At 70.0% G+C, this 25,280-nt stretch carries 19 protein-coding genes, 1 tRNA gene and 1 other RNA gene; 6 read left to right on the top strand and 15 right to left on the bottom strand.

Annotation, left to right across the window (positions count from 1 at the left end; genetic code table 11):
• Positions 1-30 precede the first annotated feature (30 nt).
• Together FFS51_RS13380 and FFS51_RS13375 are read right to left on the bottom strand one after the other, a co-directional pair.
• A complete protein-coding gene (locus FFS51_RS13380; protein ID WP_249352731.1) occupies positions 31-915 on the bottom strand; it encodes a type II secretion system F family protein in 885 nt (294 codons plus the stop codon).
• Positions 912-1,913, bottom strand: coding sequence for a TadA family conjugal transfer-associated ATPase (locus FFS51_RS13375; protein ID WP_431463265.1), 1,002 nt, complete (start codon positions 1,911-1,913; stop codon positions 912-914). The genes FFS51_RS13380 and FFS51_RS13375 overlap by 4 nt, the downstream gene beginning before the upstream one ends.
• 400 nt (positions 1,914-2,313) lie before the next feature.
• Between FFS51_RS13375 and acs the strand changes: the two genes are divergently transcribed.
• Positions 2,314-4,278 (top strand): acetate--CoA ligase, encoded by a 1,965-nt coding sequence (gene acs / locus FFS51_RS13370; protein WP_137878632.1) that lies wholly within the window; start codon positions 2,314-2,316, stop codon positions 4,276-4,278.
• Positions 4,279-4,339: 61 nt separating this feature from the next.
• Here the strand turns inward: acs and FFS51_RS13365 are convergent, their stop codons facing one another.
• Both FFS51_RS13365 and sp36 read right to left on the bottom strand, forming a co-directional pair.
• Positions 4,340-4,807, bottom strand: coding sequence for a RidA family protein (locus tag FFS51_RS13365; protein ID WP_137878631.1), 468 nt, complete (start codon positions 4,805-4,807; stop codon positions 4,340-4,342).
• Positions 4,804-5,028, bottom strand: coding sequence for a Sp36 family protein (gene sp36, locus FFS51_RS13360; protein WP_137878630.1), 225 nt, complete (start codon positions 5,026-5,028; stop codon positions 4,804-4,806). The genes FFS51_RS13365 and sp36 overlap by 4 nt, the downstream gene beginning before the upstream one ends.
• An 83-nt stretch (positions 5,029-5,111) precedes the next feature.
• On the opposite strand from sp36, the gene FFS51_RS13355 reads away from it, so the two are divergent.
• The 5 genes from FFS51_RS13355 to FFS51_RS13335 all read left to right on the top strand — a co-directional run bounded on the left by FFS51_RS13355 (position 5,112) and on the right by FFS51_RS13335 (position 10,502).
• Positions 5,112-7,712, top strand: a complete 2,601-nt coding sequence (locus FFS51_RS13355) for a transglycosylase domain-containing protein (protein WP_045246334.1) — start codon at positions 5,112-5,114, stop codon at positions 7,710-7,712.
• Complete coding sequence (locus FFS51_RS13350) at positions 7,709-8,671, top strand: metallophosphoesterase (protein ID WP_137878629.1); 963 nt, start codon at positions 7,709-7,711, stop codon at positions 8,669-8,671. Before FFS51_RS13355 ends, FFS51_RS13350 begins: the two co-directional genes overlap by 4 nt.
• A gap of 16 nt (positions 8,672-8,687) precedes the next feature.
• Positions 8,688-8,761 (top strand) — tRNA-Pro (locus FFS51_RS13345).
• 58 nt (positions 8,762-8,819) lie between these two features.
• On the top strand, positions 8,820-9,587 hold the full coding sequence (locus FFS51_RS13340; RefSeq protein ID WP_045246331.1) for an HAD-IIB family hydrolase: 768 nt from the start codon (positions 8,820-8,822) through the stop codon (positions 9,585-9,587).
• 72 nt (positions 9,588-9,659) lie between these two features.
• Positions 9,660-10,502 (top strand): DUF1295 domain-containing protein, encoded by an 843-nt coding sequence (locus FFS51_RS13335; protein ID WP_045246329.1) that lies wholly within the window; start codon positions 9,660-9,662, stop codon positions 10,500-10,502.
• Here FFS51_RS13335 and FFS51_RS13330 read toward each other — a convergent pair.
• From FFS51_RS13330 to ffs, 11 genes are all read right to left on the bottom strand, one after another.
• Positions 10,482-11,117 carry a thymidine kinase gene (locus FFS51_RS13330; protein ID WP_137878628.1) on the bottom strand — a complete coding sequence of 212 codons (636 nt, stop codon included), beginning with the start codon at positions 11,115-11,117 and terminating at the stop codon, positions 10,482-10,484. The two genes, FFS51_RS13335 and FFS51_RS13330, sit on opposite strands and share 21 nt — an antisense overlap.
• Positions 11,118-11,124: 7 nt before the next feature.
• A complete protein-coding gene (gene mqo / locus FFS51_RS13325; RefSeq protein WP_137878627.1) occupies positions 11,125-12,585 on the bottom strand; it encodes a malate dehydrogenase (quinone) in 1,461 nt (486 codons plus the stop codon).
• A 130-nt stretch (positions 12,586-12,715) separates the two neighbouring features.
• A complete protein-coding gene (locus FFS51_RS13320) occupies positions 12,716-13,786 on the bottom strand; it encodes an aspartate-semialdehyde dehydrogenase (protein ID WP_137878626.1) in 1,071 nt (356 codons plus the stop codon).
• Positions 13,787-13,885: 99 nt separating this feature from the next.
• Positions 13,886-15,172 carry an aspartate kinase gene (locus FFS51_RS13315; RefSeq protein ID WP_045246322.1) on the bottom strand — a complete coding sequence of 429 codons (1,287 nt, stop codon included), beginning with the start codon at positions 15,170-15,172 and terminating at the stop codon, positions 13,886-13,888.
• 112 nt (positions 15,173-15,284) lie between these two features.
• Positions 15,285-15,878, bottom strand: a complete 594-nt coding sequence (gene recR / locus FFS51_RS13310; RefSeq protein ID WP_045246321.1) for a recombination mediator RecR — start codon at positions 15,876-15,878, stop codon at positions 15,285-15,287.
• On the bottom strand, positions 15,878-18,031 hold the full coding sequence (locus FFS51_RS13305) for a DNA polymerase III subunit gamma and tau (RefSeq protein ID WP_045246319.1): 2,154 nt from the start codon (positions 18,029-18,031) through the stop codon (positions 15,878-15,880). The genes recR and FFS51_RS13305 overlap by 1 nt, the downstream gene beginning before the upstream one ends.
• 28 nt (positions 18,032-18,059) lie before the next feature.
• Entirely contained in the window at positions 18,060-20,594 is a 2,535-nt protein-coding gene (locus FFS51_RS13300) for a glycoside hydrolase family 65 protein (protein WP_137878625.1), read from the bottom strand.
• Positions 20,595-20,638: 44 nt separating this feature from the next.
• On the bottom strand, positions 20,639-21,376 hold the full coding sequence (locus FFS51_RS13295; RefSeq protein WP_137878624.1) for an HAD family hydrolase: 738 nt from the start codon (positions 21,374-21,376) through the stop codon (positions 20,639-20,641).
• 122 nt (positions 21,377-21,498) lie between these two features.
• Entirely contained in the window at positions 21,499-22,734 is a 1,236-nt protein-coding gene (locus FFS51_RS13290) for an acetate/propionate family kinase (RefSeq protein ID WP_056210039.1), read from the bottom strand.
• Positions 22,731-24,872 carry a phosphate acetyltransferase gene (gene pta / locus FFS51_RS13285; protein WP_137878623.1) on the bottom strand — a complete coding sequence of 714 codons (2,142 nt, stop codon included), beginning with the start codon at positions 24,870-24,872 and terminating at the stop codon, positions 22,731-22,733. The genes FFS51_RS13290 and pta overlap by 4 nt, the downstream gene beginning before the upstream one ends.
• 74 nt (positions 24,873-24,946) lie before the next feature.
• An RNA gene (gene ffs, locus FFS51_RS13280) (signal recognition particle sRNA small type) lies at positions 24,947-25,043 on the bottom strand.
• Between the last annotated feature and the right edge of the window lie 237 nt (positions 25,044-25,280).

Here is a 25,280-nt window from a genome sequence, read left to right as displayed (position 1 = left end):
GTGGGGGGGCACGGGTGGACGGGCACGGGTTCAGATGACGCCTCCGCCGCTGGCCAGCACGCCGAGGATCATCGGCGCCACCCCCAGCAGGAGGAAGGCGGGCAACGTGCACACCCCGAGGGGCAGCAGCAGCGCCGACCCCAGCCGCGCCGCGCGCTCCCGCCCGTCCGTGCGGGCGAGGCGTCGCTGACGCGCGGCCTGCGCGCGCAGCAGCTCCGCGGCCGGCACGCCCGCGCGCATGGACAGCTCGAGCGCCCGCACGGTCTCGACGGTGACCGGATGCCCCGCCTCGGCCGCCGCGCGCCGTGCGGCATCGAGCGATGTGCCGCCCGACAGCGCGATGGCGACGAGGTCGGCGTCGATGCCGGCCACCCCGGCAGCCGGCTGCGCGCGGGCGACGAGGCGCCGTGTCCAGCGGCGGGCGAGGAGCATCAGCGCGACACCGGCGAGGAGGCACGCGATGCCGATCGGCGAGCGCACGACAGCGGACAGGTCGAATCCGAGGGCAAGGGACAGCAGCACGGCGACGGCGGGCAGCCATGCCACCAGCCGCGCGGTCGCGACCGGTTCCGCCAGGGCCACCGCGATCTCGTCGCGCACCTCGTCGGCGTCTCGCACCGCCGTCGCGGCATCGCGCAGTGTGACCGCGAGCGGCGCGCCCACCGTCATGGCAACCTGCCACACCGCGGCGAGCGGCGCCCACTGGTCTCCGAGTCGCGCGAGCGCGACGGCGCGGTCGCCACCGTCGGTGAGCGGTGCGAGATCGCGCGCGCCCGCAGCGACGATGTGCTCCCACGCTCGATCGGGGGTCACACCCGCCTGCAGCAGCACTGCGAGCTGCAGGGCGACATCGGCGGGCGAGGACATCGAATCGGGAGCGCGGCGCCGGGAGCCGTCGCGCACGGCGCCGATCATGCGACGGCCTCCGCCTCGACGCGCAGTCGCCCCGCCTGGAGGACCGGCACACCCACGGCCCCGACACGGCGGCGGCCCGCGGCATCCCGTTCGAGGAAGACCACCGCATCGATTGAGCTCGCGACCTGTCTCGCGAGCGCCGCGTCGTCGAGTCCGGCGAGAGCACCCAGCGCCTCGAGTCGGGCGGCGACGTCGCCGATGCCGTTGGCGTGCACGGTGCCCGCGCCGCCGTCGTGGCCGGTGTTGAGCGCCGTGAGCAGCTCTCGCACCTCGGCTCCGCGACACTCGCCCACGACCAGCCGATCGGGCCGCATGCGCAGCGCCTCGCGCACCAGTCGGTCGAGACCGATCGCACCGGCGCCCTCGAGATTGGCCTGCCGGGACTCCAGGCGAACGTGATGCGGGTGCTCGAAGGAGAGCTCGGCGACATCCTCGATCGTGACGATACGTTCGGTCACCGGCACGGCCGCCAGCATCGCGGCGAGCAGTGTCGTCTTGCCGCTCCCCGCGGCACCCGCGATGAGCACGTTGCGGCGGTGAGCGACGAGATCGTCGAGCCGAGACCGCTGCGCGGGGCCGAACATCCCGCCACGCTGGAGGTCGTCGAGGGTGGGCGACTCGAACCGGCGCGCCCGGATCGAGACCACCGCGCCGTCGACAGCGAGCGGTGGCAGTACGGCATGCACGCGCAGACCGCCGGCGACGCGCACATCGATGCAGGGCGTCGCGTCGTCGATGTGACGACCGCCCAACGCGATGAGATGCACGGCAAGTGCACGGGCGTCCTCGGCGCTGAGTCGCACCCCCTTCTCGCGCACGGCGCCATCGCCACGATCGACGAAGACCCCGTCGCCGCCGTTGACGAAGACGTCGGTCACGGCAGGGTCGGCGATCAGCGGCGCCAGCACCCCGAACTCCGCGATCGGGCGCCCGGGCGCCAGATCACCGGATGCGATGGGTGCCGCGGACGAGGGCCGGGCGACGAAGAGCTGCTGCACACCGGCGACGTTAGAAAGACGCGGATGCCGCGGCATCCTGCCCGCTCGCATCGGTGGAGCATCGAGCGATCCCGAGTCGGCCGCCGCGCCTGGGGAGGAATCCGGGGGGATGTGAGACGCAACATCGCCGCCCTTCGGGTAAAAGGCGGCGATGTCCTGGCGGGAGGCGGCGCCCTGGGGGAAGGGCGCCGCCTCGCACGCCACCTTGCATTGGGGGTTGCGGGTGACATGCAGAACGCGCGAACGCGTTCCGAAGCACACCTTACGCAACCTCAGGCATCGTGCCAAACCCGGGCGCCCCGCAACCTCGCGCAACGTTCGGCACCCGAGCGTGTCGCGGCGCGGTGCTATATACAATGTGGACCTTCGTCCCTCTCGACGGCACGCAAAGGAGCGAGCAATGAGTCAGATCGACAGCCTTCTTCACGAGGACCGGCACTTCGCGCCCGCCGCTTCCTTCCGCGCCCAGGCCGTGGGCACCGCGGAGCTCTACGAACGCGCCGCAGCCGACCGCGAAGGCTTCTGGGCCGAGCAGGCGCGGGAGCTCGTGCACTGGCACCGCCCCTTCACGCAGGTGCTCGACTGGACCAACCCGCCGTTCGCGGAATGGTTCGCCGACGGCGAGCTGAACGTCGCCTACAACTGCCTCGACCGGCATGTCGAGGCAGGCAACGGCGACCGCGTCGCCCTCTATTGGGAAGGCGAGCCGGGAGACTCCCGCCAGGTGACGTACGCCGAGCTCACCGACGAGGTCAAGCGACTCGCCAACGTGCTCGGCGACCTCGGCATCGGCCGCGGCGACCGCGTCGCGATCTACCTGCCGATGATCCCGGAGGCGGTCGCGGCCATGCTCGCGGTCGCCCGCGTGGGAGCGATCCACTCCGTGGTGTTCGGCGGGTTCTCCGCCGACAGCCTGCGCGCCCGCATCGACGACGCCGGAGCAAAGCTCGTGATCACCGCCGACGGCGGCTGGCGCAAGGGCAAGGTCTCACCGCTGAAGCCCGCCGTCGACCAGGCACTCGCCGACCGCGGTTCCGGGGCGCAGGAGACCGTCGAGCACGTGCTCGTCGTCAAGCGCGGCGACAACCCCGTCGACTGGGCCGAAGGGCGCGACATCTGGTGGCATGAGGCCGTGCCCGCGGCATCCGCCGATCATGAGGCGCAGCCGTTCCCCGCCGAGAACCCGCTGTTCATCCTCTACACGTCGGGCACCACCGGGAAGCCGAAGGGCATCCTGCACACGTCGGGCGGGTACCTCACGCAGGCGACCTTCACCAACAAGGTCGTGCACGACATCCACCCCGAGACGGATGTCTACTGGTGCACCGCCGACATCGGCTGGATCACCGGCCACTCCTACGTCACGTACGGTCCGCTCTCCAACGGCGCGTCGCAGGTGCTCTACGAAGGAACTCCCGAATCACCCGAGCCCGGCCGCTGGTGGGCGCTGGTCGAGAAGTACAAGGTGAGCGTGCTCTACACGGCGCCCACCGCCATCCGCTCGTTCATGAAGCAGGGCCGGCAGATCCCCCAGCAGTACGACCTGTCGAGCATCCGCGTGCTCGGGTCGGTGGGCGAACCCATCAACCCCGAGGCTTGGATCTGGTACCGCGAGATCATCGGCGCTGACGAGGCCCCGATCGTCGACACGTGGTGGCAGACCGAGACCGGGGCCATCATGATCTCGGCGCTGCCCGGCGTCACCGAGACCAAGCCCGGTTCGGCGCAGGTGCCGATCCCCGGCGTCTCGATCGACGTCGTCGACGAGAGCGGCGCCCACGTCGGCAACGGCAACGGCGGGCTGCTCGTGATCACCGAGCCGTGGCCGTCGATGCTGCGCGGCATCTGGGGCGACCCGGAGCGGTTCGTCGAGACCTACTGGGAGAAGTTCGCCGACCAGGGGTACTACTTCGCGGGAGACGGCGCGCGCCTCGACGAGGACGGCGACATCTGGCTGCTCGGCCGTGTCGACGACGTGATGAACGTCTCGGGCCACCGGCTCTCCACCGCCGAGATCGAGTCGGCTCTGGTCGCGAACGAGGCCGTCGCCGAGGCTGCGGTCGTCGGAGCGAGCGACGAGACCACCGGCCAGGCTGTCGTCGCATTCGTCATCATCAAGGAGAACTACCTCAAACAGCACTCCCCCGATGGGCTCGCCGGCACGCTGCGCGGGTGGGTGGGCGAGCAGATCGGTCCGATCGCGCGCCCGCGTGACGTCTACATCGTGGGCGAGCTGCCCAAGACCCGGTCCGGCAAGATCATGCGCCGTCTGCTTCGGGATGTCGCGGAGGGCCGCGAGGTCGGCGACACCACGACGCTCGCCGACACGGCGGTGATGAGCGTCATCTCGGCGCAGGTGCGCTGACACGCCCTATATAGAGGAGGGGTCGGCGCACAGGCACCGACCCCTCCTCTCGCGTGTGCGCTCAGGCGAGAGTGAAGACGACCTCGACCTCGACAGGCGAGTCGAGCGGGAGGACGGGAACACCGACGGCGGATCGCGCGTGGCGGCCGTCCTCACCGAACACCTCGCCGAGCAGCTCGCTCGCCCCGTTGATGACGCCCGGCTGGCCGGTGAACTCCGGCACCGACGCAACGAAGCCGGTGACCTTCAGCACACCGGTGAGCTTGTCGACTCCCCCCACGACCGCTGCCGCGGCGGCGATCGCGTTCAACGCGGACTGGCGGGCATAGGAGGCCGCATCTGACGCCGGCACGAGGCCGTGGCCGTCTCCGACTTTGCCGGTGGCCGGCAGCCCACCCGACACGAACGGCAGCTGACCGGCCGTGTAGACGAGGTCGCCGTGCACCTTGGCGGGCACGTAGGCCGCCACCGGAGGGACGACCTCCGGCAGCTCGAGTCCGAGTTCGGCGAGGCGGGCACTGATGGTCATCGGTCTTCTCCTTCGAAACGCTGCGCGGCCTCGGCGGCGGCCGCGAGTCCCACGTTGGCTGCGGCATCCGTCGTCACGGGGCGCTTGAAGTAGGCGACGAGGCCCCCCTCGGGTCCCGTCACCACCTGAACGAGCTCCCACCCCTGCTTGCCCCAGTTGTTGAGGATCGCGGCGGTGTTGTGGATCAGCAGGGGCGTGGTGAGGTACTCCCACGTGGTCATGAGGCTCCGTCGGGTCGTGGTCGGGCGCGCACGGGCGCGGGCCTGCAAGGCTTCGCCCAGCATCCTGGCTTACGATCAAGCCTATGCCTGCATCGAAAACCACGGGTGGTGGTCTGCTTGCCGGACTCGCCGGACTGATCGGACTCAGCGCCGTCGCTGGAGTCCTCATCGCCGCCACGGTCACCCCCGCGATCGCGGTCACTTCGGCCGCCGCATCGGGTGCGATCAACATGTTCGAGGATCTCCCGTCGAACCTCGACATCCAGACCCTGATGCAGCCGACGGTCTTCTACGCGAAGGACCCGTCGACCGGCCAGTACACCGAGATGACCTCGTACTACACCCAGAACCGCACGCCGGTGACGTACGACGAGGTGGCGCCGGTGATGTACCAGGCGATCCTCTCGAGCGAGGACCCGCGGTACTACGAGCACGGCGGCATCGACCTGATCGGCACCACGCGCGCGCTGCTCTCGAACATCCAGGGCAACAACGTGCAGGGTGGATCCTCGATCAGCCAGCAGTACGTGAAGAACGTGCTCGTGCAGAACTGCTACTCGACGGCGACGAACGACGCCGATGTGCAGAAGTGCTACAACGACGCCACCAACTCGTCGGGCGCCAGCGGCATCCAGCGCAAGCTGCAGGAGATGCGCTACGCCATCGCACTCGAGCAGAAGTATTCCAAGAACGACATCCTCGTCGGCTACCTGAACATCTCGAACTTCGGCGGGCAGACGTACGGCATCGAGGCGGCAGCCGAGCGCTACTTCGGCGTGCACGCCAAAGACCTGAACCTCGAGCAGGCGGCGACCCTCGCGGGCATGGTGCAGAATCCGAACACCTACCGCATCGACCAGCCCGCCAGCACGACCAACGGCGACGCAAACCACTACGCGCTCACCAAGCAGCGGCAGACCTACGTTCTCGACCGCATGCTGATCGACGGCAAGATCTCGCAGGCCGATCACGACAAGGCCGTGTCCGACCCGATCACCCCCACGATCACCACCCCGAAGACGGGATGCGCGGCGAGTTCCGCGCCCTACTTCTGCAAGTACGTGCAAGACGTCGTCTCCAACGACCCGGCGTTCGGCTCCACCCCCGAGGAGCGCGCCGCGAAGCTGCAGAAGGGTGGCCTGAAGATCTACACCACGATCGACATGAACCTGCAGAACTCCGCGCAGGGCTCGATGTCGAAGTACGTGCCGGCGACGATGGCCGGCATCGACCTCGGGTCGACCTCGGTCACGATCGAGCCGTCCACGGGACGCGTGCTCTCGATCACCCAGAACACGAACTACAGCGAAGCCGACTCGGCCGGATCAACGCCGGGAACCTCCAGCCTCGTCTACGCCGGAAACTCGACGTATGGCAAGTCGGGCGGATTCCCCGCGGGTTCGACCTTCAAGATCTTCACCCTGGTCTCCTGGCTCGAAGCGGGGAACTCGGTCAATCAGGTCATCGACGGCCGCAACCGGGTGTTCAAGAACATCCCCACCTGCAACGGCACGTGGACCAACGCGAACAACGACATGATCGGGAACTTCGAGGGCCAGGGCATGATCGGCACCCCGATGCAGTTCACGGCGGCGTCGATCAACTCGGGCTTCCTCGCGATGGCCTCGAAGATCGGGCTGTGCCCGATCGCGCAGACGGTCGCCAAGATGGGCGTCACGTTCGGCAACGGCAAGCCGATTCCGATGGACTACGGCACCGAGGTCATCGGCGTCGACAACGTGTCGCCGATGGCGATGGCCGAGGCGTTCGCAACCGTCGCGAACAACGGCATCTACTGCAGCCCGACGGTCATCGACAAGGTGACGGATGCCTCGGGCACCGAGCTCGCCAAGCCTGCCTCCAACTGCTCCCAGGTCATCGACCCGAATGTCGCGGCCACCGCGGCCTACGCCCTGCAGGGTGTGATGCGCGGAGGAACCGGTACGGGCGGAAATCCGTACGACGGCACCCCGCTGCTCGGCAAGACGGGTACGAACGAGCAGACGCACACCTGGCTGATCGAGTCGTCGACCAAGGCGACGACCGCGGTGTGGGTCGGCAACGCGAGCGGCTTCTCTAACCTCTTCCACCTCTCGACCGGCGGAAGGCAGCTCTCCAACCTGCGCTACATTCTGGCGAAAGAGATTCAGGGCGCGGCCGACAAGATCTACGGCGGCGACGCCTTCCCGGCGCCCGACCCCAACCTCACGAAGCAGGTCATGTCGACCCTGCCGAACGTGGTGGGTCTGACGGTCGACCAGGCCACGCAGCAGCTGCAGACGGCCGGCTTCAACGTGCAGACCGGTGCCCCCGTGGACTCGACGGTCGCCGCTGGCCTCGTCGCCCAGCAGGATCCGGCCGCGGGCCAGGTCGCCGGAGGCACCACAGTGACGCTGTCGCCGAGCACCGGAAATGCACCGGCGGTTCCGATTCCGGGTGTCAGCGGTCAGACGCCGACCCAGGCGCAACAGACGCTGAGCAGCGCGGGATTCACGAACGTGAGTTTCGCGAACCAGGCCGTCTGTTCCACGCCCAACGCCAAGGCCAGCGGCACGAGCCCCGGCGCCGGCCAGTCGGCACGCCCGAGTGACCCGATCGCGATCACCTGCACCCCCGCCAGCGGCGGCGGATCGGGTGGCGGCGGCACGGGTGGCGGCGGCTCCGGCGGCACCGGCAGCGGATGACGCCGACCACCACCCGCACTGCCCTGATCGCGCTCGGCGCGGTCGGGGCAGCGGGCGCCGCCGCGGCGGTGTGGGGAACGAGCGTCGAGCGTTTCCTGTTCACCGTTCGCACGCACACGGTGGCGATCCTGCCGCCGGGAGCGCCGGCGATCCGCGTCCTGCATCTGTCGGACCTGCACATGGCACCGTGGCAGCGTGCCAAGCAGAGGTGGGTCGCGGGTCTCGACGATCTGCGCCCGGATCTCATCGTGAACACGGGTGACAACCTGGGCCATCCCGAGGGCCTCGATGGCGTGCGTGCTGCTCTGTCGGCGTTCGGCGGAATCCCCGGCGTGTTCGTGCACGGGTCGAACGATGTCCACGCCCCTGCGCCGCGCAACCCGTTCCGCTACTTCACGGGGCCCTCGAAACGCCATGTACGGGAGGAGCGCATCGACACCGATGCCCTCGATCGCTTCCTGCGTGACGATCTGGGCTGGCGTGACCTCAACAACGCCGCCTCGAGCATCGACGTGGCGGGGCTTCGCGTCGACGCGTTCGGTGTCGACGACGCACATCGACACTGGGACGACCTCGCCGCGCTCCCCCCGCTGCGCGAGGCGCAGCGCACCGCGGGAGTCGCCGACCTGACCCTCGGCGTCACCCACGCGCCGTATCGTCGCGTGCTCGACGTGTTCGACGACCTCGGTGCCGACGCGATCTTCGCGGGCCACACGCACGGCGGACAGGTGCGCATCCCCTTCGCAAAGAACGCCCTCGTCGCCAACTGCGACATCCCCCTCGACCAGGCGCGCGGCCTCAGCGCCTGGACGCATCACGGCCGCACGGTTCCCCTGAACGTGAGCGCCGGACTCGGCCAGTCGATCTACGCGCCGGTGAGATTCGGGTGCCGCCCCGAGGCCTCGCTGCTCACTCTCGTGCCCGCGCCCGATTCGTCGCAGGCCGCGGCGACGGGGTAGACTCGGAGGGTTGCCACGGGGTGTGGCGCAGCTTGGTAGCGCGCGTCGTTCGGGACGACGAGGCCGCAGGTTCAAATCCTGTCACCCCGACTGCAGAGGGCTCCGCCGGAATGACGGAGCCCTCGTCATATCCAGAAACGGAGACCACATGTCCGCGCCCCGGCTCGTCGCCTTCGATCTCGATGACACTCTCGCGCCCTCGAAGAGCGCGATCGATCCGCGCATCGGCGATCTGCTCGTCGCCCTCGCCCAGCGTGTGGAGGTCGCGATCATCTCGGGCGGCCAGCTGGGCCAGTTCCGCGCGCAGGTGGTCGAGAAGCTGCCGGATGCCGCGTCGACGGTGTTCGACCGCTTCCACCTGATGCCCACCTGCGGCACCCAGTACTACCGGCTGAACGCCGACGGCATCGAGACGATCTACGCCCACGCGCTGAGCGACGATGAGAAGTCGCGGGCGCTGGCGGCGGTGCAGGAGGAGGCGGAGCGTCTCGGTCTGTGGGAGGCGGAGCCCTGGGGCCCGATTCTCGAGGACCGCGGCTCGCAGATCACGTTCTCCGCCCTCGGACAGCAGGCTCCCCTCGACGCGAAGATGGCGTGGGATCCGACCGGCGAGAAGAAGAATGCACTGCGCGAGGCCGTCGCCGCCCGCATCCCCGATCTCGAGGTGCGCTCGGGCGGCTCGACGTCCGTCGACATCACCCATCGCGGCATCGACAAGGCCTACGGCATGGCGCAGCTCGCGACGCAGACCGGCATCTCCCTCGATGAGATGCTGTTCGTCGGCGACCGACTCGACCCGGACGGCAACGACTACCCGGTGCTCGCCCTCGGCGTCGCCTGCCAGGCGGTCGAGGGCTGGGAGGACACCGCCGTGTTCCTCGAACAGCTCATCCCCACCCTCCCCGACGCGCGCTGACGCTCCCGCCGCGCTCGCCCCGGCGCCGCGGCGACCGCCCTCGCCGTCCCCGGGCGGCGCTACGCTGACGACGTGACCGCTCTCGCCTGGGTTCTGACCGTCGCCGGCGTCGTGAGCGCCGCCTGCTGGGTGCTGTCGCTGATCACGAAAGACACCTCGTGGGTCGACCGCATCTGGTCGGTCGTCCCGGTCGTCTACGTGTGGATCTTCGCGGGCTTCGCGCTCGGCACCGGCGTCGACGCCACGCGTCTCGTCGTGATGGCTGCGCTCGTCACCCTCTGGGGCGCTCGCCTCACGTTCAACTTCGCCCGCAAGGGCGGCTACACCGGCATGGAGGACTACCGGTGGGCGATCCTTCGGGCGCGCATGTCGCCGGGCCAGTTCCAGGCATTCAACCTGTTCTTCATCGTCCTGTACCAGAACGCTCTGCTCGTGCTCATCACCCTTCCGGCCGTCGTCGCCCTCGCGTTCCCCGCACCGTTCACCGGGTGGGATGCCGCGTGGTCGCTGCTGTTCCTGCTGTTCCTCGTGGGCGAGTTCACCGCCGACCAGCAGCAGTGGAACTTCCACCAGCGCAAGCGCGCCGCGGGCGGCACCCTGTCCCCCGGCTTCGTCGACACCGGCCTCTTCCGCTACAGCCGCCACCCCAACTTCTTCTGCGAGCAGGCCCAGTGGTGGATGCTCTATCTGCTCGGCGCGACGGCGGCCGCGGCATCCGGAGTCTCGTTCTGGGGCGGCGCGCTCAACTGGTCGATCATCGGAGCGGCGCTGCTGACGGTGCTGTTCATCGGGTCGACCGTGTTCACCGAGTCGATCACGTCGGAGAAGTACCCGGCGTACGCCGACTACCGCCGGCGCACCTCGATGCTCGTGCCGTGGCCGCCGCGGCGGGCGTCAGCCGAGCAGCCCGCCTGACTCGCGCAGATAGCACTCCGCGCACATCGACTCGTAAGTGACCCGCTCGCTCGACAGCTCGTCGATCGCAACCTGATCGCCGTCGAACACGAACCGGCCGCCGACCAGCCGCGCGTTGAACAGCGCCTTGCGGCCGCAGCGGCAGATGGTCTTCAGCTCCTCCAGGCTGTGGGCGAGCTCCATCAGGCGCCGCGACCCCGGGAAGGCGTGCGTCTGGAAGTCGGTGCGGATGCCGTAGGCGAGCACCGGCACGCCGTCGAGCACCACGATGCGTAGCAGATCGTCGACCTGCTCCCGTGTGAGGAACTGCGCCTCGTCGATCATCAGGCACGCCACATCGCGGTTCTCGGGCACCAGGGTCGACTCGGCCTCGGCGTGCACACGCGCGCGGTGCCGCGCGAAGATCGCCCGGATGTCGTCCTCCGGCCGCACGAGGAAGTCGACCGGGCGGGTGACGCCCAGACGGCTCGAGATGCGGTCGGCCTCCTTCGTGTCGATCTCGGGCTTGGCCAGCAGCACGGTCTGGCCGCGCTCCTCATAGTTGTAGGCGGCTTGCAGCAGCGCCGTCGACTTTCCGGAGTTCATCGCTCCGTAGCGGAAGTAGAGCTTCGCCACGCCCGCGTCAGACCGAGATGGACAGGTCGCCGGCCGTGCGCGCGAGAGTCTCGCGCGCGAGTTCCGGCTTGTCGTTCAGCGTCTCGCCGTAAGTCGGGATCAGCTCGGTGAGCTTCGGCTGCCATCCGGCGATGCGGTCGGGGAAGCACGTCTTCAGCAGGTTCAGCATGATCGCGACCGCCGTCGAGGCGCCGGGCGATGCCCCCAGCAGGCCCGCGATCGAGCCGTCGCCGGCCGAGACCACCTCGGTGCCGAACTGCAGCTTGCCGCCGACCATCACCTGCGCGCGCTGGCCCGCGTTCAGCAGCTCCCAGTCCTTCGCGTCGGCGGTGGGCATGAACGCCTGCAGGCTCTTCATCTTGCCCTTGTGCGTCTTCAGCAGCTCGCTGACCAGGTACTTCACGAGGTCGAGGTTCGTCGCGCCCACCTTCAGCATGCTCAACAGGTTCGACGGACGCACCTGGGCGACGATGTCCCAGCGGGACCCGGTCTTCAGGAACTTGGGGCTGAACGTCGCGAACGGGCCGAACAGCAGCGAGGTCTCGCCGTCGACGACGCGGGTGTCGAGGTGCGGCACCGACATCGGCGGGGCACCCACCGACGCCTGCGAGTAGACCTTCGCGCGGTGCTTCGCGACCACGTCGGGGTTGCTCGTCTTCAGCCACTGGCCCCCGATGGGGAACACGCCGTATCCCTTGATCTCGGGGATGCCCGACTTCTGCAGCAGCTTGATCGCCCAGCCGCCGGCGCCGACGAACACGAACCGCGCGTTCACCCGCGCCGGAGCACGCCCGACCGTGTGGCGGTAGTCGATGCGCCACGTGCCGTCGGCGAGCTTCTTCAGGTTGCGCACCTCGCGGCCCGTGAGGATGTCGGCGCCCCGCGCCGCCATGCCGTCGAACAGCTGCCGCGTCAGCGAGCCGAAGTCGACGTCGGTGCCGGCCTCGACGCGCGTCGCCGCGAACGGCTCGTCGGCCTTCAGCCGCTTGTCCATGAGCAGCGGGGCCCACTGGTTGATGACGCGCGAGTCGTCGCTGAACTGGATCGTCGAGAACAGCGGCTGCTGCTTCAGCGACTCATACCGGTGACGGAGGTAGGAGACATCCTTCTCGCCGCGCACGAAGGTCATGTGGGGGGTCGCGTTGATGAACGTCGACGGCTCATCGAGGATGCCCTGGTCGATCAGCGACGACCAGAACTGACGGCTCAGCTGGAACTGCTCGTTGATCGAGACCGCCTTCGCCGGGTCGACGGAACCGTCGGCCGCCTGCGGCATGTAGTTCAGCTCGCAGAGCGCGGCGTGCCCGGTGCCGGCGTTGTTCCACGCGTTGGAGCTCTCCTGGGCGACATCGCCCAGACGCTCGAACACCGCGATCTTCCAGTCGGGCTGCAGCTGCTGCAGGAAGGTGCCCAGCGTGGCACTCATGACTCCGCCGCCGATCAGGGCGACATCGAGGGTTTCGCTCACCGTTCGAGTCTAGTTCGCGCGCGCGACCCGCCCTCGCGCGAGGGCCTCGCCGGCCCGTGAAAGTCGGGCGTTCTTGACCGACGCGAAAGGGCCGGATGCCGCGGCATCCGGCCCTTCGAGGCGATCGGGCTCAGGCGGTGACCTGCAGCTTCGCGGCGACGAGCTCGGCGATCTGCACCGCGTTCAACGCGGCACCCTTGCGGAGGTTGTCGTTCGAGATGAAGAGCGCAAGACCCTTGCCCTCGGGCGCCGACTGGTCGGCGCGGATGCGACCCACGTAGCTGGGGTCGGTGCCGGCGGCCTGCAGCGGTGTCGGAACCTCCTCGAGACGCACACCGGGCGCGGCGGCGAGCAGCTCGCGCGCGCGCTCGGGGGTGATGTCACGGGAGAACTCGACGTTGATCGACAGCGAGTGACCGGTGAACACGGGCACGCGCACGCAGGTACCGGCGACGCGCAGGTCGGGCAGCTCGAGGATCTTGCGGCTCTCGTTACGGAGCTTCTTCTCCTCGTCGGTCTCGTTCAGGCCGTCGTCGACGAGGTTGCCCGCGAACGGGATGACGTCGAACGCGATCGGGGCGACGTACTTCTCGGGCTCCGGGAAGTCGACGGATGCCCCGTTGTGCACGAGGTCGAGCGTGTGGCCCTGCGCGAGCACGCCCTCGACCTGGCCGAGCAGCTCGCGGGCGCCGGCGAGACCCGACCCCGAGACGGCCTGGTAGGTCGAGACGATGAGACGCTCGAGCCCGGCGTCGGCGTCGAGCACCTTCAGCACGGGCATCGCGGCCATGGTCGTGCAGTTGGGGTTCGCGATGATGCCCTTGACGGCCTCGTCGATGGCGTGCGGGTTGACCTCGCTGACGACGAGCGGCACTTCGGGGTCCATGCGCCAGGCGCTGGAGTTGTCGATGACGGTGGCGCCCGCTTCGGCGAACCGGGGCGCGTGGGCGCGGCTGCCGGTCGCACCCGCCGAGAAGAGGGCGATGTCGATGCCGGCCGGATCGGCGGTCGCGACATCCTCGATGACGACCGAGACACCCTGGTACTCGACCGACGTGCCGGCGCTGCGCGCCGTCGCGAACAGGCGAAGCTCGCGCACCGGGAAGGCGCGCTCGGCGAGGATCTCGCGCATCACCGTGCCGACCTGGCCAGTGGCGCCCACGACGGCGACGGTGAATCCGGAATCGGAGATGCGGGTCATGCGGGTACCTCGGGTGGGACGGGCGCGCGGAAGTCGCGGGCGGAAGGTTTGCCCGATTCTATCCGGGCGCCGATCCCCCTCGGCGCATGAAGTCGGGCCTCAGCGGCCGGAGCCGGCGTAGACGACGGCCTCGTCGTCACCGTCGAGCCCGTAGGCGGTGTGCACCGCGCGGGCGGCGGCGGCGACATCCGACCCGCGCACCACCACGGAGATGCGGATCTCGGACGTCGAGATCATCTCGATGTTGATGCCGGCGCTCGACAGCGCGTCGAACAGCGTCGCCGACACACCCGAGTGACTGCGCATGCCCGCACCCACGACCGACAGCTTGCCGATCTGGTCGTCGTGCAGCAGCGCCTCGAAGCCGACCTCCGCCTGGTCGGCGGCGAGGGCGCGGAGGGCCGCCGCGGCATCCGACTTGGGAAGCGTGAACGAGATGTCGGTGCGACCGGTGGCGGCGGCCGACACGTTCTGCACGATCATGTCGACGTTCGCGCCCGACTTCGCGACGATCGTGAAGATCTCGGCCGCCTTGCCGGGAACATCGGGCACCCCGACGACCGTGACCTTGGCCTGGCTGAGGTCGGTGGCGACGCCCGCGACGATCGGCTCTTCCATGTGCTCTCCCTGTGCGAGACGCTCGGCACGGGCGTCGGGGCCGAGCACCAACGTCCCTTCGGCCGAGCTGAACGATGACCGGGCGTGGATGGTCACGCCGTGACGACGGGCGTACTCGACCGCCCGGATGTAGAGGACCTTGGCGCCGTTGGCGGCGAGCTCGAGCATCTCCTCGCTCGTGACGACGCCGAGCTTGCGGGCCTTCGGCACGACACGGGGATCGGCGGTGAAGATGCCGTCGACGTCGCTGTAGATCTCGCAGACGTCGGCGCTCAGGGCGGCGGCGAGCGCGACGGCCGTCGTGTCCGACCCGCCACGACCCAGAGTCGTGATGTCGCGTGTGTCGCGGTTGAAGCCCTGGAAGCCCGCGACGATGACGATGGCGCCCTCGTCGAGCGCCTCGCGCAGGCGCACCGGGGTGACATCGACGATGCGCGCCGCGCCGTGGGTGGCATCCGTGATCATGCCTGCCTGGCTGCCCGTGAACGAGCGCGCCTCGAAGCCCATCGAGTGGATCGCCATCGCCAGCAGCGCCATCGAGATGCGCTCGCCCGACGAGAGCAGCATGTCGAGCTCGCGCGGCGCCGGGATGGGGGCGACCTCGTGGGCGAGGTCGAGCAGCTCGTCGGTCGTGTCGCCCATGGCGCTCACCGCGACGACGACGTCGTGCCCGGCACGCCGCGTGTCGACGATGCGCTTCGCGACCCGCTTGATGCTCTCGGCGTCGGCGACGGACGAGCCGCCGTACTTCTGCACGATCAACGCCACAGTGGAACTCCCGGGAATATGCCTGGCGCACGGATGCCGCGCCCGACCGTCCATTCTAGGCAAGGCCGCATCGCTGATCCGCCATGTGTCCGGCGGGACGGGCCGCGATGCGTCAGACCGCGCGGCGCCCCTCGAAGGCACGCCCGAGCGTGACCTCGTCGGCGTACTCGAGGTCGCCGCCGACCGGGAGGCCCGAGGCCAGTCGGGTGACGGCGATCTGGAGCGTCGTGAGCAGGCGGCTGAGGTAGGTCGCCGTCGCCTCGCCCTCGAGGTTGGGGTTCGTCGCGAGGATGACCTCGGTGACCGTGCCGTCGGCGAGGCGCTGCATGAGCTGCGCGATACGCAGGTCATCGGGACCGACGCCGCCGATCGGGCTGATCGCCCCGCCGAGCACGTGGTAGAGACCGCGGAACTCCCGCGTGCGCTCGATCGCCGCGACATCCTTCGCGTCTTCGACGACGCAGATGAGCGTCTGGTCGCGGCGCGGATCGCGGCAGATGGCGCAACGCTCCTGCTCGGAGACGTTGCCGCAGATCTCGCAGAACCGCACCCGCTCGCGGATGTCGACAAGCAGGGACGCGAGCCGCGACACGTCGAAGCTCGGGGTCTGCAGGATGTGGAACGCGATGCGCTGCGCCGACTTCGGGCCGATGCCGGGGAGACGCCCGAATTCGTCGATCAGCTCTTGGACGATGCCGTCGTACATCAGGCGAACCTCGTCGGCGCCGAATAGGGCTCCTCACCCACGAACCGGGCGTCGAGCAACTGGCGTACGACGGCCTCGCCGTAGCGCTCGGGTCCGGTGGCGACGCGCGGCGTCGGCGGGGCGATGACCGGCGGGGCACCGACGCCGGCGTCGGTGTCGAACTCGTCGTCGACGTCGTCGTCCTCGTCGACGGCCACCGACGGTGTCGTTGCCGTAGACGGCAGCACGTCGCCGTCGCGCGGCGGCAGGTCACGGTCGGGCGTCGGCACGGCGTCTTCGGGTTCGTCGTCGACGGCGAACTGCGCGGGAGCGACCGGCTCGGGCGCGATCGGTTGCGGCGCGGGCGGGGCGACCACGGCGCGGGGCGCAGCGGATGCCTCGACCCCGGACGGTGCCTCATCGTCGCCCGGGATCGGAGCCACCGCCCAGTCGGTCACCGAGGCGGCCGCGGCCGCCGATGCCCGGGCCGGCGTCGGACGCTCGCTGCCGGACGTGCGGGACGGCGGTGTGGCGGCGACACCGCCGCGCGGTGCGGGAGGCTCGGGCGCGGACGCACCGTCGGCGGGTCCGTCGCCCTCGTGCCGGGCGATGTACTTCACCCGGATGCCGAGCACCCCGGAGATGGCCTGGCGAAGGTCTTCGCTGGGCCCGGCGCCCGCGGTGCGCTTCTTGAACGCCGCGAGGTCGGTCTGCGACGTGAACGCGAGCGTGAGCACATCGCCCTCGAGGGACACCACCCGAGCCGACGAGGCGACCAGCCACGAGGTGCGATCGATCGTCTCGAGACGGGCCAGCACCTCGGTCCACGCGTCGCGCACGTGCTCGGTGGTGAGAGGCCCGGTGGGTGCCGCACGCACGGGGGCGACCGGGTCGGTGACGGCGGCGGCTGACGCGACGGGCGCGGTCGGCTCGGTCGCAGGAACGGGCTCGCTCGAACGGACGGGAGCGGGCTCGCTCGGGCCGGCCGGGGCCGGGGCCGGCTCCGACGCACGAGCGGATGTCGCCGGCGGCGCGGCGGGCGCCGCCGCGGCCGCGACGCCTGACACCGCCGCCTCCCCCTGCGTGAGCACGCGAGCGATCATGAGCTCGAGCTGCAGTCGGGGCGATGTCGCGCCGCTCATCTCGTCGAGGGCCGCCACGACCACATCGGCGATGCGCGAGAGCAGTGAGGCACCGAACGTCGTGGCCTGGCGCGACATCCGCTCGATCTCCTCCTCGGACACTCCGCGCAGCACGGCCGTCGCACCCCGACCGACTGCTGCGATGACGATGAGGTCGCGCAGCCGCTCGAGCAGGTCTTCGACGAACCGTCGCGGGTCTTGTCCGGTCTGCACCACGCGGTCGACCGCCGCGAAAGCGGATGCCGCGTCTCCCCCGCCGAGGGCATCGACGATCTCGTCGAGGAGCGCACCGGGCGTGTAGCCGAGGAGGGCGACCGCCCGGTCGTAGGCGACCACGCCGCCCTCGGACCCGGCGATGAGCTGGTCGAGCAGTGAGAGCGTGTCACGGGGCGAGCCGCCTCCGGCACGCACCACGAGCGGCAGCACACCGGCCTCGACCTGCACGCCCTCGCTCTCGCACAGCTGCGCGACGTAGTCGAGCATGGCCGCCGGCGGCACGAGCCGGAACGGGTAGTGGTGGGTGCGCGAGCGGATGGTGCCGAGAACCTTCTCGGGCTCGGTCGTCGCGAAGATGAACTTGACGTGGTCGGGGGGCTCCTCGACGAGCTTCAGCAGCGCGTTGAAGCCCTGCTGGGTGACCATGTGGGCCTCGTCGAGGATGAAGATCTTGTAGCGGTCGCGGGCCGGCGCGAACACGGCCCGCTCACGCAGGTCGCGGGCATCGTCGACGCCGTTGTGGCTCGCCGCGTCGATCTCGACCACATCGAGCGACCCGCCGCCGCCGCGTCCCAACTCGACACAGCTGTCGCACGTGCCGCACGGGGTGTCGGTCGGGCCCTGCGCGCAGTTCAGGCAGCGCGCGAGGATACGCGCAGAGGTCGTCTTGCCACAGCCGCGCGGACCCGAGAACAGGTAGGCGTGACCGACCCGGTCGCCGCGCAGCGCCGTCATGAGCGGCTCGGTGACCTGCGACTGCCCGATCATCTCGCCGAACGCCTCGGGGCGATAGCGGCGGTAGAGGGCGGTGGTCACCCCGTCACTCTACGGTGTGGGTGGGACATCAGGCCGGGCCCGCGGCATCCGTCTCGGCGATCGGCGTCGCCCCGGTCACGACCGGGATCGATGTCGTCGGCGTGGGCACGGAGGCCACCAGCAGAGAGCCGTCCTCGCGGCGCGAATCCTTCATGATCTTGCGCAGCGTCGGGCGCCCGGGCTTGACCGGGCCCTGCCCGTCGAGCGGGATCGAGAGCTCCTCACCGCCCGCGATCGTGTACTCGCGACCGCGCACCGTGAAGGTGGCCGAACCCTCGCCCGGCTCCGCGACCACGAGCAGCTCGTCGCGACGGACCGTGATGTCGAGGTGCGTGCCGTGCCAGCGCAGCGCGAAGGCCAGCTCGGGCCAGTCCTTCGGCAGGCGCGGGTCGAACGACAGCTCGCCGTAGTGGTCGCGCATGCCGCCGAACCCGCTCACGAGCGAGGTCCAGACCCCACCGGCGGATGCCACGTGCACGCCGTCCGACGCATTGTGGTGCAAGTCTGCGAGGTCGACGAAGATGCCGTCGAGGAAGTACTCGAGGGCGAGGTCCTGATAGCCGACCTCCGCCGCGAGGATCGACTGCACGACCCCCGACAGCGTCGAGTCGCCCGTGGTCAGCGGGTCGTAGTACTCGAAGTCCGCGAGCTTCTCCGCGCTCGTGAAGTGGTTGCCCTGCAGGAACAGGGCGAGCACGACGTCGGCCTGCTTCAGCACCTGGTAGCGGTAGATCACCAGCGGGTGGAAGTGCAGCAGCAGCGGCCGCTGGACGGCCGGGGTGTTCTCGAGGTCCCACAGCTCACGCTCGAGGAACACGCTGTCCTGGGGGTGGATGCCGAGGGCTTCGCTGTAAGGGATGTGCATCGCCTCGGCGGCCATCTCCCACGCGTCGGGCTCCTCCGCGTCAAGGCCGAGGCGCTCGGCCATGAGCCGGAACTCCTCGGGGCGCTCGACCTCCATCTCGCGCACCGTGCGGGCGGCGAAACGGAGATTGAAGCGGGCCATGACGTTCGTGAACAGGTTGTCGTTCACGACTGTCGTGTACTCGTCGGGACCCGTCACCCCGTGGATGTGGAAGGTCGCGGCATCCTCTTCGTCGCTCTCGCGCCAGAACCCGAGCGTCGCCCACAGCCGCGCGGTCTCGACGGCGATGTCGACGCCCTCCCGGTAGAGGAAGTCGTCATCGCCTGTCGCCCGCACGTACTTCGCGAGCGCAAAGCTCACGTCGGCGTTGATGTGGTACTGCGCGGTGCCCGCCGCGTAGTAGGCCGACGCCTCCTCGCCGCTGATCGTGCGCCAGGGAAACAGCGCCCCCGCCTCGTTGAGCTGCTTCGCACGCTTGCGCGCGGCGGGGAGCATGAGGAAGCGCATGCGCAGGGCGTTGCGCGCCCAGAGCGGGCTCGTGTACGCGAGGAAGGGGAGCACGTAGATCTCGGTGTCCCAGAAGTAGTGGCCGCTGTAGCCGGAGCCCGAGACGCCCTTCGCCGGCACGCCCTGGCCGTCGGCGCGAGCCGAGGCCTGCGCGAGCTGGAACAGGCACCACCGGGTCGCCTGCTGCAGGTCCTCGTGACCTCCGATGCGCACGTCGGAGCGCTTCCAGAAGGCGTCCATCCACTCGCGCTGCTGTGCGAACACCGCGTCGGCACCGAACTCCGCGCCGCGGTCGAGGGTGCGGCGGCACCGATCGACGAGCTCGCCGGCGGGCACCCCACGGGACGTGTGGTAGGAGACGAACTTCGTCAGACGCACAGGAACACCGGCCTTCGCGTGCACGCGGAAGACGTTCTTGGCGATGTCGGGCTCGATGAGGCGGCGCGACGTGTAGTCGTTCGCGGTCTCGATGATGTGGTCCGCCGCGACGGCGATCGTCATCCCCGATGCGGTGACGCGGTAGCTCAGCACCGACCGGTCGCCGTCCTGCCAGTAGGTGTCGGGTTGCAGCACCCGCTGCGCGATGCGCTCGGCCTTGCGCGGGTCGAAGCCCGCGCCGGCCTTGCCGGAGCCGGGCGTGCCCCCGTAGATGTCCTCGCCGTCCTGACGGTTGACGAGCTGGCTCGAGATCGTGACCGGTGCGTCGTCGTTGAGCACGGTGACGTCGATGCGCATCACCGCCAGGTGCTTCTCCTCGAAGGAGACGAGCCATTCGAGGTCGATCACGACCTCCTTGCCCGAGGGGGTGCACCACAGGATGTGGCGTCGCATCGCCCCGTCGCGCAGGTCGAGCACGCGCTCGTACTCACGCAGGTCGGCGACGTCGAGCGTGAGCGGCTCGTCGTCGACGTAGACGCGGATCACCTTCGCGTCGGGAGCGTTGATGATCGTCTGGCCAACCTCGGCGAACCCGAACGCCCGCTCGGCGTGATGGATGGGGAACGTCTCGTGGAAGCCGTTGACGAAGGTGCCGTTCTCGACCGCGTGCCGACCCTCGGGGTGGTTGCCGCGCAGGCCGAGGTAGCCGTTCCCGACCGAGAAGATCGTCTCGGTCACCCCCACGTCATCGAGCGACGGTCGCGTCTCGACGAGACGCCAGGGGTCGACGGGAAAGCGGTCGCGATCCATCATGGGCAGGCCTTCGGCTCTGGTGGGCGGAGAGGTGTCGAGTCAGTCTATGAAGCGGATGTGTCGGGCACGAACACGCCGAGGTCGGGAACGACGACGGATGCCCCGGCCTCCGCCAGCGACCCCTCGCCGACTCCGCGGTCGACGCCGACGACGAGGCCGTATCCGGCCGCGACGGCCGACCGCACGCCGCTGAGAGCATCCTCGACGGCGGCGCTGGTGGCGGGGTCGACGCCGAGGAGCCGGGCCCCGGCGGCGAACACGTCGGGTGCGGGCTTGCTCGCGAGGTTCTCGTTCTCGGCGAGCACCCCGTCGACGACGACCTCGAACCGGTCGCGCAGCCCGGCGGCGCGCAGCACCTCGTCGGCGTTCTTCGAGCTGGACACGACGGCCACGGGCACGCCCTGGTCCTGCAGCAGGTCGAGGAGGGCGACGGAGCCCGGATAGGGCGCGATGCCCTCGGAGCGCAGGATCGCCGCGAACACCTCGTTCTTGCGGTTGCCGATGCCGCAGACCGTGTCACGGTCGGGCGTGTCGGACGGCTCACCCCACGGCACCTCGATGTCGCGCGAGCGCAGCAGGCTCGCGACGCCGTCGTACCGCTTCTTGCCGTCGAGGTACTCGAAGTAGTCGGTGTCCGTGTACGCGGGCGTCACGTCCCAGGCCGCGAACAGCTGCTCGAACATGGTGCGCCACGCGTGCATGTGCACCTCGGCGGTCGGCGTGAGCACGCCGTCGAGATCGAACAGCACCGCGTCGTAGGTCGTCAGGTCGGGCAGGGTCACGTCGCCTCCGAGGGTCTCGTGGATGGTCCGGGTCCGCTCGTCCAGCGTAGCCACCGCACGCCCTAGCCCGAAGGCCGGCCGCAGCGCCCGGGCGCGTCGGCCGATCCGCGCGTCCCGCACGCTCAGGTGCGGGCGACCTGCAGCGTCTGCCGGGCGATCTCGAGCTCCTCGTTCGTGGGCACGACGAGCACGGTGACAGGTGAGTCCTCGGCCGAGATGACGCGGATGCCGCGGCCGCGCGCCGCGTTGCGCACGGGATCGATCAGCACCCCGGCGTAGCCGAGGGTCGCGAGCGCCTGCGCGCGCACCACGGGGACGTTCTCGCCGACACCCGCGGTGAAGCTGATGACGTCGGCGCCGCCGAGCTGGGCGAGGTAGGCGCCGGCGTAGGCGCGCAGGCGATGGATGTACACGTCGAACGCGAGCACCGCGGCATCCTCGCCCTGTTCGACGCGCGCGAGGATGTCGCGCATGTCGGACGCGCCCGCGAGCCCGACGAGGCCGGACTTCTTGTTGAGCAGGTCGTCGAGCTCGTCCGTGGTCATGCGCGCGCGTCGCGCGAGCTGCAGCAGCACGGCCGGGTCGAGGTCGCCCGAACGGGTGCCCATGACGAGCCCCTCGAGCGGGGTGAACCCCATGGAGGTGTCGACGGAGCGGCCGCGGTCGATCGCGGTGACCGACGCGCCGTTGCCGAGGTGGAAGACGATCTGACGCAGGTCGCGCAGCGGACGGCCGACGAACGCCGCGGCGGCTTCGCTGACGAACTTGTGGGATGTCCCGTGGAACCCGTACTTGCGCAACCGGTACCGATCGGCCAGGTCGCGGTCGATCGCGTACGTGTATGCCTCGGGCGGCATGGTCTGGTGGAACGCGGTGTCGAAGACCGCGACATGGGGGATGTCGGGGAAGGCGGCCCGCGCGGCACGGATGCCCTGCACCGCACCGGGGTTGTGCAGGGGCGCGAGCATCGACAGGTCGTCGATGTTGATCTCGACGAGCGGCGTGATGAGGGTCGGCTCGAAGAAGCGCGCCCCGCCGTGCACGACGCGGTGCCCGACGGCGAGCGGCGGGCGCTCGGTGAGCGAGGGACCACTCTCGGCGAAGGCCTCGAGCATCACCGCGAAGCCGGCCGCGTGGTCGGCGATGGGCAGCTCCCGCTCGGTGGTCGCGTCGAGCACGGTGGGGGCCGCGGCATCCGACCCGCCGAAGGCGGCTGCCGTCACCGTATGCCGGGCGCGGCCGTCGGCCTGCCCGATGCGCTCGACGAGACCCGACGCGAGCACCGACTCGGTCGACATGTCGATCAGCTGGTACTTGAACGACGACGACCCGCTGTTGACGACCAGCACGACGCTCATGCCTGCTCCCCCTTCGGCGCGGTCTCGCCCTGGGCCTGGATCGCGGTGATCGCGATGGTGTTGACGATGTCGTCGACGAGGGCGCCGCGCGACAGGTCGTTGATCGGCTTGTTGAGCCCCTGGAGCACAGGTCCCATGGCGATCGCGCCGGCCGAGCGCTGCACCGCCTTGTACGTGTTGTTGCCGGTGTTGAGGTCGGGGAAGACGAACACGGTGGCGCGCCCCGCGACGGCCGAGCTCGGCAGCTTCTTCTGCGCGACGGCCGCGTCGGCGGCGGCGTCGTACTGGATGGGTCCCTCGACGAGCAGCTGCGGGGCGCGTTCGCGCACGAGGGATGTCGCCTCCCGCACCTTGTCGACGTCGACGCCCGACCCCGACTCCCCCGTCGAATACGACAGCATCGCGACGCGCGGCTCGATACCGAACTGGCCGGCCGTCTCGGCGGAGGAGATCGCGATGTCGGCCAGTTGGGTGGCGGAGGGGTCGGGGATGACCGCGCAGTCGCCGTAGACGAGCACCCGGTCGGCGAGGGCCATGAGGAACACACTCGAGACGACCGAGACATCCGGCCGGGTCTTGATGATCTCGAACGCGGGCCGGATCGTGTGGGCCGTGGTGTGCGCGGCGCCCGAGACCATGCCGTCGGCGAGCCCCAGGTGCACCATCAGCGTGCCGAAGTAGGAGACATCCGTGATGGTGTCGGCGGCGCGCTCGAGGGTCATCCCCTTCGCCGCGCGCAGTCGCGTGTACTCCTCGGCGAAGCGGGCGCCCAGCACCGGGTCGAACGGACTGATGATCCGCGCGGCGGAGATGTCGATGCCGAGGGTCATGGCACGTCCGCGCACGGCCTGCTCGTCGCCGAGGATCACGAGGTCGGCCACGCCGCGGGCCAGCACCGTGGCCGCCGCGCGCAGCACCCGGTCGTCGTCGCCCTCGGGCAGCACGATGCGCTTGCGGTCGGCACGGGCGCGCTCGATGAGGCCGTACTCGAACATGAGCGGGGTCACGACCGTCGGCCGCACGAGGCCGAGCAGCCGCGTCAGCTCGGCGGTGTCGATGTGCCGCTCGAAAAGCGCCAGGGCCCGGTCGTAGCGAGCCGGCGACTCGGCCGCGAGGCGACCGCGGGTGTTCATGATGTGCACTGCGGTGTCGTAGGTGCCGAGGTCGGTGGCGATGATCGGCAGCGGCGAGCGCAGGCCGTCGATGAGCCGGTCGATGGGCTCGGGCAGCGCGAACGGTCCGTTGAGCACGACGGCGGCGACCGACGGGAACGTCCCCGACGCGTTGGCGAGCAGGGTCGCCAGCAGGACCTCGGAGCGGTCGGCCGGGATCACGACGACGGCGCTCTCGGTCAGCCGCGGGAGCACGTTGACCATCGACATCCCCGCGACGACGACGCTCAGCACCTCACGGTCGAGCAGCGCCTCGTCGCCCTTCAGGAACGTCGCCCCGAGCGAGCGCAGCACGCCGCGCACCGACGGTGCGACCAGCAGGGTGTCCTCCGGCAGCGCCCAGATCGGGATGCCGCGGGCCGGGCTCTGCTCGACGACGTCGCGGATCGCGGCGACGACCGCGTCGGCGTCGGGGTCGGTGCGGTTCGCGACGATGGCGAACAGCTCGGCCCGGGAGGCGCGCAGCTCGCTCAGCGCGAGGCTCGTGATCTGACCCATCTCGTCGGGGGTGCGGGCGAGGGTCGATCCCAGCTGCTCGCTCTGCCCCTGCTGGGCGCGACCGCCGAGCACCAGCAGCACGGGGGCGCCGAGGTTCGCCGCGATGCGGCCGTTGTAGCCGAGCTCCGCGGGGCTGCCGACGTCGGTGAAGTCGCTGCCGAGGATGACGACGGCGTCGCAGACGGCCTCGATCGCCTTGTACCGCTCGACGATGACGGCGAGCGCCTGGTCGGGGTTGTCGTGCACGTCGTCGTAGTGCACGCCGATGCACGCGTCGTAGTCGAGGTCGACGCCGTCATGGGCCAGCAGCAGGTCGAGCACGTAGTCGCGCTCGTCGCGGGACCGTGCGATGGTGCGGAAGACGCCGACCCGTGCGGCGCTGTGGCTGAGGGAGTCGAGCACGCCCAGCGCGATCGTCGACTTGCCCGAATGACCTTCGGCGGACGTGATCAGGATGCTCTGCGCCACCCCACCAGCCTATGCCGGGCCACGCACGGACCGCCGGGCGCGAGCGCCGGAACAATCGGCGAACATCCCCGCAAAAGAAAGACTCTCCGCGAACCCGGCAGAGCCCGGTTACCCTTGCTACGTTTCCGTCCTGGGGGAGTTGGCCTGGATGCCGCCTCGCGGAGAGCGACCTCAAGTCTACCCGGATGCCGCGGCCTCCGCGACGCGTACGACGCATCGGCTCCACTGGGCGATCCGAGAATCGGCGCCCAGGATTCGCCCAGCCCCGCATAGGCGGCGCACAGCTACGATCGGCCTAGATGTACTTCCCCGGGAGGTTGTGAACGGGTGAGGTAGGCGAAGACCTCCGGGCAGGATGTGGGTTACCACACTCGCATCCTGACCACGGAGGTCTTCGTGTCTCACGCT

It is taken from the genome of Microbacterium sp. 4NA327F11 (genome assembly GCF_005503465.1).
Classification (GTDB): domain Bacteria; phylum Actinomycetota; class Actinomycetes; order Actinomycetales; family Microbacteriaceae; genus Microbacterium; species Microbacterium ginsengisoli.
This window is presented reverse-complemented; position numbering and strand designations above follow the sequence as displayed.

Coding starts and splice junctions, on each gene's coding strand:
- recR (WP_045246321.1), bottom strand. CDS start 15,878: ATGTACGACGGCATCGTCCAAGAGCTGATCGACGAATTCGGGCGTCTC.
- sp36 (WP_137878630.1), bottom strand. CDS start 5,028: ATGACCACGTGGGAGTACCTCACCACGCCCCTGCTGATCCACAACACC.
- FFS51_RS13355 (WP_045246334.1), top strand. CDS start 5,112: ATGCCTGCATCGAAAACCACGGGTGGTGGTCTGCTTGCCGGACTCGCC.
- acs (WP_137878632.1), top strand. CDS start 2,314: ATGAGTCAGATCGACAGCCTTCTTCACGAGGACCGGCACTTCGCGCCC.
- FFS51_RS13300 (WP_137878625.1), bottom strand. CDS start 20,594: ATGATGGATCGCGACCGCTTTCCCGTCGACCCCTGGCGTCTCGTCGAG.
- FFS51_RS13290 (WP_056210039.1), bottom strand. CDS start 22,734: ATGAGCGTCGTGCTGGTCGTCAACAGCGGGTCGTCGTCGTTCAAGTAC.
- FFS51_RS13340 (WP_045246331.1), top strand. CDS start 8,820: ATGTCCGCGCCCCGGCTCGTCGCCTTCGATCTCGATGACACTCTCGCG.
- FFS51_RS13320 (WP_137878626.1), bottom strand. CDS start 13,786: ATGACCCGCATCTCCGATTCCGGATTCACCGTCGCCGTCGTGGGCGCC.
- FFS51_RS13380 (WP_249352731.1), bottom strand. CDS start 915: ATGATCGGCGCCGTGCGCGACGGCTCCCGGCGCCGCGCTCCCGATTCG.
- FFS51_RS13365 (WP_137878631.1), bottom strand. CDS start 4,807: ATGACCATCAGTGCCCGCCTCGCCGAACTCGGACTCGAGCTGCCGGAG.
- FFS51_RS13350 (WP_137878629.1), top strand. CDS start 7,709: ATGACGCCGACCACCACCCGCACTGCCCTGATCGCGCTCGGCGCGGTC.